This is a genomic window from Streptosporangium sp. NPDC003464, assembly GCF_053588315.1.
In genome coordinates this window covers 1-7,462 of sequence record NZ_JBSFPS010000378.1, presented here as the reverse complement: position 1 = coordinate 7,462, position 7,462 = coordinate 1, and the positions used below count along the sequence as shown (strand labels likewise).

The 7,462-nt window shown below is 71.8% G+C and carries 9 protein-coding genes and 1 pseudogene; 4 read left to right on the top strand and 6 right to left on the bottom strand.

Features of this window, described 5'->3' with window-relative positions:
* A pseudogene (locus ACWDS7_RS44820) lies at positions 1-223 on the top strand (crotonase/enoyl-CoA hydratase family protein); the annotation flags it as partial.
* 192 nt (positions 224-415) lie between these two features.
* Here the strand turns inward: ACWDS7_RS44820 and ACWDS7_RS44815 are convergent.
* The 6 genes from ACWDS7_RS44815 to ACWDS7_RS44790 all read right to left on the bottom strand — a co-directional run bounded on the left by ACWDS7_RS44815 (position 416) and on the right by ACWDS7_RS44790 (position 4,809).
* The gene (locus tag ACWDS7_RS44815) at positions 416-964 is read right to left on the bottom strand and encodes a CGNR zinc finger domain-containing protein (protein ID WP_306857198.1); all 549 of its coding nucleotides are present in this window, start codon (positions 962-964) and stop codon (positions 416-418) included.
* A gap of 352 nt (positions 965-1,316) precedes the next feature.
* Positions 1,317-1,724, bottom strand: coding sequence for a Fur family transcriptional regulator (locus ACWDS7_RS44810; protein WP_451934263.1), 408 nt, complete (start codon positions 1,722-1,724; stop codon positions 1,317-1,319).
* Positions 1,721-2,554: a metal ABC transporter permease gene (locus ACWDS7_RS44805; protein ID WP_306857202.1), complete on the bottom strand. Its 834-nt coding sequence runs from the start codon at positions 2,552-2,554 to the stop codon at positions 1,721-1,723. Before ACWDS7_RS44805 ends, ACWDS7_RS44810 begins: the two co-directional genes overlap by 4 nt.
* Positions 2,551-3,330 carry a metal ABC transporter ATP-binding protein gene (locus ACWDS7_RS44800; protein WP_451934262.1) on the bottom strand — a complete coding sequence of 260 codons (780 nt, stop codon included), beginning with the start codon at positions 3,328-3,330 and terminating at the stop codon, positions 2,551-2,553. Before ACWDS7_RS44800 ends, ACWDS7_RS44805 begins: the two co-directional genes overlap by 4 nt.
* Before the next feature lie 9 nt (positions 3,331-3,339).
* The gene (locus tag ACWDS7_RS44795; RefSeq protein WP_451934261.1) at positions 3,340-4,320 is read right to left on the bottom strand and encodes a metal ABC transporter substrate-binding protein; all 981 of its coding nucleotides are present in this window, start codon (positions 4,318-4,320) and stop codon (positions 3,340-3,342) included.
* 96 nt (positions 4,321-4,416) lie between these two features.
* Positions 4,417-4,809 carry a DUF6703 family protein gene (locus ACWDS7_RS44790; RefSeq protein ID WP_306857205.1) on the bottom strand — a complete coding sequence of 131 codons (393 nt, stop codon included), beginning with the start codon at positions 4,807-4,809 and terminating at the stop codon, positions 4,417-4,419.
* Positions 4,810-5,047: 238 nt separating this feature from the next.
* Between ACWDS7_RS44790 and ACWDS7_RS44785 the strand changes: the two genes are divergently transcribed.
* From ACWDS7_RS44785 to ACWDS7_RS44775, 3 genes are all read left to right on the top strand, one after another.
* Entirely contained in the window at positions 5,048-5,554 is a 507-nt protein-coding gene (locus ACWDS7_RS44785; RefSeq protein WP_451934260.1) for a DinB family protein, read from the top strand.
* Positions 5,555-5,640: 86 nt separating this feature from the next.
* Entirely contained in the window at positions 5,641-5,919 is a 279-nt protein-coding gene (locus ACWDS7_RS44780; RefSeq protein WP_306857208.1) for an antibiotic biosynthesis monooxygenase family protein, read from the top strand.
* Between the two features lie 121 nt (positions 5,920-6,040).
* The gene (locus ACWDS7_RS44775) at positions 6,041-7,426 is read left to right on the top strand and encodes a glycine--tRNA ligase (RefSeq protein WP_306857209.1); all 1,386 of its coding nucleotides are present in this window, start codon (positions 6,041-6,043) and stop codon (positions 7,424-7,426) included.
* Positions 7,427-7,462: the final 36 nt, after the last annotated feature.

The following is a 7,462-nucleotide window of genomic DNA, read 5'->3' as shown; positions in this document are numbered from 1 at the left end:
GGCGCGCGAGGCCGCCGAGGGCCTGGCCGCCGCCATCGCGCGTTTCCCGCAGGGCTGCATGCGCGGCGACCGGCTGTCGGTGCTGGAGCAGGAGGGGCTGGCCGAGGAGGAGGCCATGGCGGGCGAGCTGCGCCACGGCATGGACGCCCTGCCGGGCGCGGTGGCCGGCGCCGCCCGGTTCGCCGCGGGCGCCGGGCGCCACGGCGACTTCGGCGCGCTCTGAGGCGCCGGCCGCCGCCGCGCGGGCGGGGCCCGGTCCCCGCCGTGGCGGAGGGCCCGCGGCGGTCAGGGCGCGCTCGGGGCCGTCAGCCCCTGACCTCGCGCAGGCGGCCGGTCCCGGCCTCGTGGCCGGAGCCGCACGGAGTCGGCGTGCGGGACGGAGGGGCCGTCCCGTAAGCGACCACGGAAGGTGGCCTCAGGCGCGGCGCCGGGCCCGGTAGGCGGCGACGTGCATGCGGTTCCCGCAGGTGCGGCTGTCGCAGTAGACCCGGGAGCGGTTACGCGACTCGTCCACGAAGACGTGCCCGCAGTCGGGGGCCGAGCAGGTGCGCAGGCGCTCCCACTCGCCCTCGACGAGCAGGTGGGCCAGCGCGACGCCCAGGTCGGCCGACAGGTGCTCGCTGAGCGAGGCGCCGGGGGCGAAGTAGTGGACGTGCAGGGCGTGACCGTCGTGCTCGGTCAGGCGCGGGGTGATGCGGGTGCCGCTCAGCAGCGTGTTCAGCCGGATGACCGCGGTGGGCTGGTCGGGGGCGGTGAAGACTTTGTGGAGGGCCTCGCGCAGGGCGCGCACCTGGACCAGGTCCTCGGCGCCGAGCTCGCCGATGCCGCTCACCTCCCGGCGTTCCACGAACTCCGTCAGCTGCTCCAGGGTGACCAGCCCGTCCTGGCCTCCCGTGGCGGAGGAGGTGTTGACAAGATCGACCACGGTGGCGAGCGAGTACACCATGTCATGTCCAAATGGCATGTTGCCTCCAGTTGAATGCGGTTCTAACGTGGGGGGCGCGTACGGCGGCTCGCCGTCCCGGAAGCGTATCTCTCCGGGGCGTGTTCGGGGTGCCTGTCGTGACCACGCGCCGCCGCGCCGTGACCGGGCGGTGGCCATCGTGACGCCGGCCGTGACCGGGACGACGGTCATCGTGACGCCGGCCGCGCCCGTACACCTGTCCGGCGGGCCCGCCGCCGGGTCCGCCGCGACCTCCGCGCTGTCCCCCTACGCTGTCCCGCCGTGTCCGTTCGGCGCCGTTCCCGGCCGTGCCCGCCCCTGCCGGGCCGTCGCCCGTGGCCGGTCCGGCGGACCCCGCCGACCGGCCGGCCGCTCAGACCCGGCTCGACGCGCCCGCGGGCTTGACGGCGTCCGAGCAGGAGGCGCAGGTGCCGAAGACCTCGACGGTGTGAGTGATCTCGGTGAAGCCGTGCTCGGAGCCGACGGCCTCGGCCCAGCGCTCCACCGCGGGCCCGGCCACCTCCACGGTCCGCCCGCAACGGCGGCAGACCAGGTGGTGGTGGTGGTCACCGCTGGCGCACGCGCGGTAGACCGACTCGCCGTCGTCGGTCCTGAGCGTGTCGACATGGCCGCTGTCGGCCAGTGCCTGCAGCGCCCGGTAGACCGTGGTCAATCCGATCTTGGCGCCTTCCGCGCGCATCTCGGCGTAGACGTCCTGCGCGCTGCGGAAACCCTCGCTCTGGCGGAGGATCTCATGGACGGCATCCCGTCTGTTGCTCATGGGCTGGACTCCTGTGGTCGGCTCCGGCGTACGAATCTACCGAGCCCGAGGGCCAGGACGAACCCTCCGAGGGCCACGATGACGATGATGGCGCCCGGGGGGACCTCGACGTAGAACGAGGAGGTCAGCCCGCCGACCGTGGCGACCATCCCGAAAAGCATGGAAAGTGCCATGGTGCTCCGGAAGCCCCTGGTGATCTGCTGGCTGGTCGCCACCGGGACCACCATCAACGCGCTGACCAGCAGCAGTCCCACCACACGCATGGCGATGACCACGGTCAGCGCGGCGGTGACGGCGATCAGCAGGCTCAGCAGGCGCACCGGCAGCCCGCTGGCCCTGGCGACCTCCTCGTCCTGGCAGAGCACGTACAGCTCGCGCCCGAAGAGGGCCACCACGCCGAGCACGGCGACCGCCAGCAGGCCGATCACCCACACGTCCTCGGTGCTGACGCTGCTGATCGAGCCGAACAGGTAGGACATCAAGGTGGCGTTGCTGCCGCCCGGGGCCAGCGAGATGAGCAGCACGCCGCCGGCGATGCCGCCGTAGAACAGCAGCGCGAGCGCCACGTCGCCGCTGGTCCTGCCGCGCGCGCGGACCAGCTCGATCGCCACGGCGCCGAGCACCGAGACCGCCACGGCGGTCAGCACGGGGGCGGTGCCGGTCAGGAAGCCGAGCGCCACACCGGTCAGCGCGACGTGCCCGATTCCGTCGCCCAGCAGCGCCAGGCGGCGCTGCACGATGAACGTGCCGATGGCGGGGGCGGCCAGGCCGACCAGGAGGGCGGCGATCAGCGCCCGCTGCATGAAGTCGAACTGCAGAAGGTCGATCACGGTGCGGGTCTCCAGTCGAGCGGGCTCGAGGGCTTCTCCTCGGCGTGCGGGTGCACATGGTCGTGACCGGGCAGCGCGTGCGCGCCGACCGCGTGGGGCGGCGGCCCGTCGTGGCAGACGCATCCATCCCTGAGGACCACCGCGCGGGTGATGAGCGACTCCATGGGACCGAGCTCGTGGGCGACCAGCAGGACCGTCTTGCCCTGGTCGACGAGCGTGGACAGGGTGTCGGCCAGGAGCTGCTGGCTCTGGGAGTCCACGCCGGCCGTGGGCTCGTCCATGACGAAGGTGTCGGGCTCTCCGGCGAGGGCGCGGGCGATCAGCACCCGCTGCTGCTGCCCGCCGGACAGGGCCTGGACCGGGTCCCCGGCGCGGTGGGCCATGCCGACGGCCTCCAGGGCCCTGGCGGTCGCCTCCCGGTCGGCCGCGCTGGTCGGGCGGAGCCGCCGCTGCCTGGCGATCCGGCCCGAGGCGACGACCTCGCGGATGGTCGTCGGCACGCCGCCGCCCACCGAGAGCCGCTGGGGCACGTAGCCGATCCGCCACCATTCGCGGAACCGCGCGGGCGGCGCGCCGTACAGGAGGGTCGAGCCGCCGGACAGCGGTGTCAGGCCGAGCAGGGCGCGGATGAGGGTGGACTTGCCCGATCCGTTGGCGCCGAGCACGGCCACGACCTCGCCGGGCTTGACGGTCAGGTCGATGCCGCGGAGCACCGGACGGCGGTCCAGGCTGACCTGGCCGCCGTTCATGGTGAAAACTGCTTGGTTGGATGTCACGTGTTGCCTTTACGGGCAGTTGAGCGCTGCCTGAAGTGCGGTGAGGTTCTGGCGCATGGCGGACAGGTAGTCGCCGCCCGCCGGCTGGCTTTCGACCGGGTCCAGGACCGCGGTCTTGGCCCCGACCTCCTGGGCGAGAACCTCGGCGACCTTGGGGCTGACGAGGGTCTCGGTGAAAATCGTAGTCACTTTCTCCTGCTTGGACACTTTCGCCACTTCGGCGAGGCGGGCGGGAGAGGGCTCGGCGTCCGGGTCGAGGCCGCTGACCCCGATCTGGTGCAGTCCGTAGCGGTCGGCGAGATAGCCGAACGCGGTGTGGCTGGTGACGATCGCCTTCGACCCGCACGCGCTCAGGCCCCGGGCCAGCTCGCCGTCGAGGGCCGTGAGGTCGGCCGCGGTCTTGGCGGCGCGGTCCTTGTAGCCCTGCGCGTGCGCCGGGTCGACGGCGGCGAGCTTCTCGCCGAGCTGGGTGGCGACGGTCGCGAAACGGGACGGGTCAAGCCATAGGTGCGGGTCGTAGGCGAGATCGTGCCCGTGCTCCTCCTCACCCGGGTGGGCCTCCTCCTCCGCGTGCTCGTCGCCGGCGACCGCCGGGAGGGTCTTCACCGCCGCCGCCGCCGCGTCGAAGCCCCGGCCGGCGGCGTGCTGCTCGACCGCCTCGTCCACGGCGGGCTGCACGCCCTTGATGTAGGCGACCAGAGCGGTCTCCTCCAGCCCGGCCACCTGGAGCGGGGACAGCTCCAGGTCGTGCGGCTCGACGCCGGGCTTGGTCAGGCCCGTGACGGTGACGTCGGGGCCGCCCACCCGCTCGGCCAGCCACTGCAGCGGATACATGGCGGCGGTGACGTCGGGCTTGCCTCCCTGCGCGCCGCCCGGCCGGGCGGAGTCGGCTGAGCCGGAACCACAGGCGGCGGTGGCGGTGAGAACGGTCGCGAGAGCGAGCAGGGCCGCGCCGCGCATGCGCATACGTCGGGAGAAGTCGGACATCATGTCCGCCAGTATGACCGCAAATGAAAACGGTTGTCAAAATCACGGCTGGAGACCGACCGGTCGGAGAGGGGGCGGACGCCCCGGCGGCTCCGGCGGCTAGAAGGCTCCGAAGCGGTCGGCGGCGAGCAGGATCAGGAAGGTGAGCAGGGCGACACGCAGGATGCGGCCCTTGGCGCCGAGCGACGGCCACGACATGTAGGCGAGCCAGCCGACGAACCCGATCACCGGCAGCACCGCGAGGCCGCCCCAGAAGGACGCCACGGCGAAACCGGTCAGGAGCAGGACCACGAGCGCCACCGGGGCGATCCAGCGGGGGAGCTGGAACAGGAAGACGAGCGGGGCCGCGCTGCGCCGCTCGACCTTCTGCCGCAGGCCGGTCGCGCCCGGGGTGAAGAACTGCTCACCGGGTGGGAGCGGGCGCTGTCTCCGCTGCTGAGGGCGGTGCTGGGCCAGCGGGTGTGCGGGTCGCTCGCTGTGTTTGTCGGCCACGGCCCGAGCCTAACGCCGCGACGCCCGGCGCGACATGCCCCACGCCTGCCCGCCCGCTCCGGGGCCGGGCGGACCCGGTGCCGAGTGCGCCGGGTCACCCGTCGGCCGTGGCCGGAGCCGCGGGTGGGGTCGGTGGCGGGTGGGTCCCTCGCCGTCCGTCTCCGGAGCCGCCGGACGGGGCCGACAGCGGTTGTGTCCGGTTCCTCGCCGGCCGTGGCCGGGCGGTACGTTGCCGAACATGACCGACAATCGCATTCCTCCCCCTTTCATCGGCGACGAGCGCGCCATGTTGAACAACTGGCTTGAGTGGCACCGCGGGACCCTCGCCGCCAAGTGCGCCGGCCTGTCGGAGGACCAGCTCCGCGAGCGCTCCGTGCCGCCGTCGGCCATGTCCCTGCTCGGCCTGGTCCGCCACATGGCCCACGTGGAGCGGGCCTGGTTCCGGCACATCCTCAACGACGAGGACGTCCCCCCGCTGTACGGCAAGGACGTCAACCCCGACGCGGACTTCGACGGCGCGGACACCGCCTCGGCCGAGGAGGCGTTCGCCGTCTGGCGGGCCGAGGTCGAGCACGCCCGCGAGGTGTCGGCCGAGGTGCCGCTGGACGCCGTGGGCAAGCGGAAGCGCCGCGGGCAGGACTGCTCCCACCGGTGGATCCTCGTCCACATGATCGAGGAGTACGCCCGCCACAACGGCCACGCCGACCTGCTGCGAGAGCGCATCGACGGCGTGACCGGGGAGTAGCCGGACACGGTCCCCGCGTCCCCGCCGCCCGTCTCCGGCGACGTGCCGGGAGCGGGGGCGGGACCGTCCTCTGGCATGCTGTGCGGATGCTGGCTCTCATCCGTTACTCGGTGCCGCCCGGCCAGACCGAGGAGTTCCTGGCCCGGGCGCACGACATCGTCGACACCCTGGCCGGACAGCCCGGATACGTGCGCGGCCGGGTCGCCCGGTCGGTGGACGAGCCGGAGCTGTGGGCGCTGGTCAGCGAGTGGGAGGGGGCCGGGTTCTACCGGCGCGCCCTGGGGGCCGCGCGGATGGCGATGTATCCGCTGATGACCCTGATGATCAACGAGCCGAGCGCCTTCGAAGACGTGAACCGTCTTTAACCGGCCTTTCCATCGCAAGGCAGGCGTCATGCTCCATGCGCGCGTCCCGCTCGTCCGACTCCCCTAAGCTGGGAACTCAATCATTCCTCGCCGACCTCCAGCCGGATGGAGACTTTCCCTTATGGCACGCCGTACGGACATCATGGACACCATCGTCAGCCTCGCCAAGCGACGCGGCCTTGTCTACCCCTCCAGCGAGATCTACGGCGGCCTGCGCGCCTCCTGGGACTACGGGCCGCTGGGCGTGGAGCTCAAGAGCAACGTGAAGCGGCAGTGGTGGAAGAGCGTGGTGCAGGGCCGTGACGACGTCGTCGGCCTCGACTCCTCGGTGATCCTGGCCCGTGAGGTCTGGCAGGCCAGCGGCCATGTGGAGACCTTCACCGACCCGCTGACCGAGTGCCAGGCGTGCCACAAACGCTACCGGGCCGACCACCTCGAAGAGGCCTACGAGGAGAAGCACGGCAAGGCCCCGGAGCACGGCCTGGCCGACATCACCTGCCCCAACTGCGGCAACAAGGGCGCCTTCACCGCGCCCAAGCAGTTCAGCGGCCTGCTGAAGACCTACCTCGGCGCGGTCGAGGACGAGTCCGGCCTGGCCTACCTGCGGCCGGAGACCGCGCAGGGCATCTTCATCAACTACCTCAACGTGCAGCAGTCCGCCCGCAAGAAGATCCCGTTCGGCATCGGCCAGATCGGCAAGTCGTTCCGCAACGAGATCACCCCGGGCAACTTCATCTTCCGCACCCGCGAGTTCGAGCAGATGGAGATGGAGTTCTTCGTCAAGCCGGGCACCGACGAGGAGTGGCACCAATACTGGATCGACGAGCGCTTCGGCTGGTACACCGATCTGGGCATCAACCCGGACAACCTCCGCATCTACGAGCACCCGCAGGAGAAGCTGTCCCACTACTCCAAGCGGACCGTCGACATCGAATACCGCTTCAACTTCACCGGCAGCGAGTGGGGCGAGCTTGAGGGCATCGCCAACCGGACCGACTTCGACCTGACCGCGCACGGCAAGGCCTCCGGCACCGACCTCAGCTTCTTCGAGCAGGACACCGGCGAGCGCTACGTCCCGTACGTGATCGAGCCGGCGGCCGGTGTCGACCGCGCCACGCTCACCTTCCTGATCGACGCCTACACCGAGGACGAGGCGCCCAACGCCAAGGGCGTCATGGAGAAGCGCACGGTCATGCGCCTCGACCACCGGCTCGCGCCGGTCAAGGTCGCGGTGCTCCCGCTGTCGCGCAACGCCGACCTGTCGCCGAAGGCCAAGGACCTGGCCGCCCAGCTCCGCCGCCGGTGGAACGTCGAGTTCGACGACGCGGGCGCGATCGGCCGCCGCTACCGCCGCCAGGACGAGATCGGCACGCCGTTCTGCATCACCGTCGACTTCGACACCCTCGACGACCACGCGGTGACCATCCGCGAGCGCGACTCGATGGCCCAGGAGCGCGTGGCCCTCGACAAGGTCGAGTCCTACCTCCGCCAGCACCTCAACGACTGAGGACCGCTCCTTCCCGACCGGTGACGGCCGGCGGCC

What these genes read in the sequence shown, in the direction of transcription:
- ACWDS7_RS44810 (WP_451934263.1), bottom strand. Translation starts at nt 1,724, where the DNA reads ATGAGCAACAGACGGGATGCCGTCCATGAGATCCTCCGCCAGAGCGAG.
- ACWDS7_RS44775 (WP_306857209.1), top strand. Translation starts at nt 6,041, where the DNA reads ATGGCACGCCGTACGGACATCATGGACACCATCGTCAGCCTCGCCAAG.
- ACWDS7_RS44785 (WP_451934260.1), top strand. Translation starts at nt 5,048, where the DNA reads ATGACCGACAATCGCATTCCTCCCCCTTTCATCGGCGACGAGCGCGCC.
- ACWDS7_RS44780 (WP_306857208.1), top strand. Translation starts at nt 5,641, where the DNA reads ATGCTGGCTCTCATCCGTTACTCGGTGCCGCCCGGCCAGACCGAGGAG.
- ACWDS7_RS44795 (WP_451934261.1), bottom strand. Translation starts at nt 4,320, where the DNA reads ATGATGTCCGACTTCTCCCGACGTATGCGCATGCGCGGCGCGGCCCTG.
- ACWDS7_RS44815 (WP_306857198.1), bottom strand. Translation starts at nt 964, where the DNA reads ATGCCATTTGGACATGACATGGTGTACTCGCTCGCCACCGTGGTCGAT.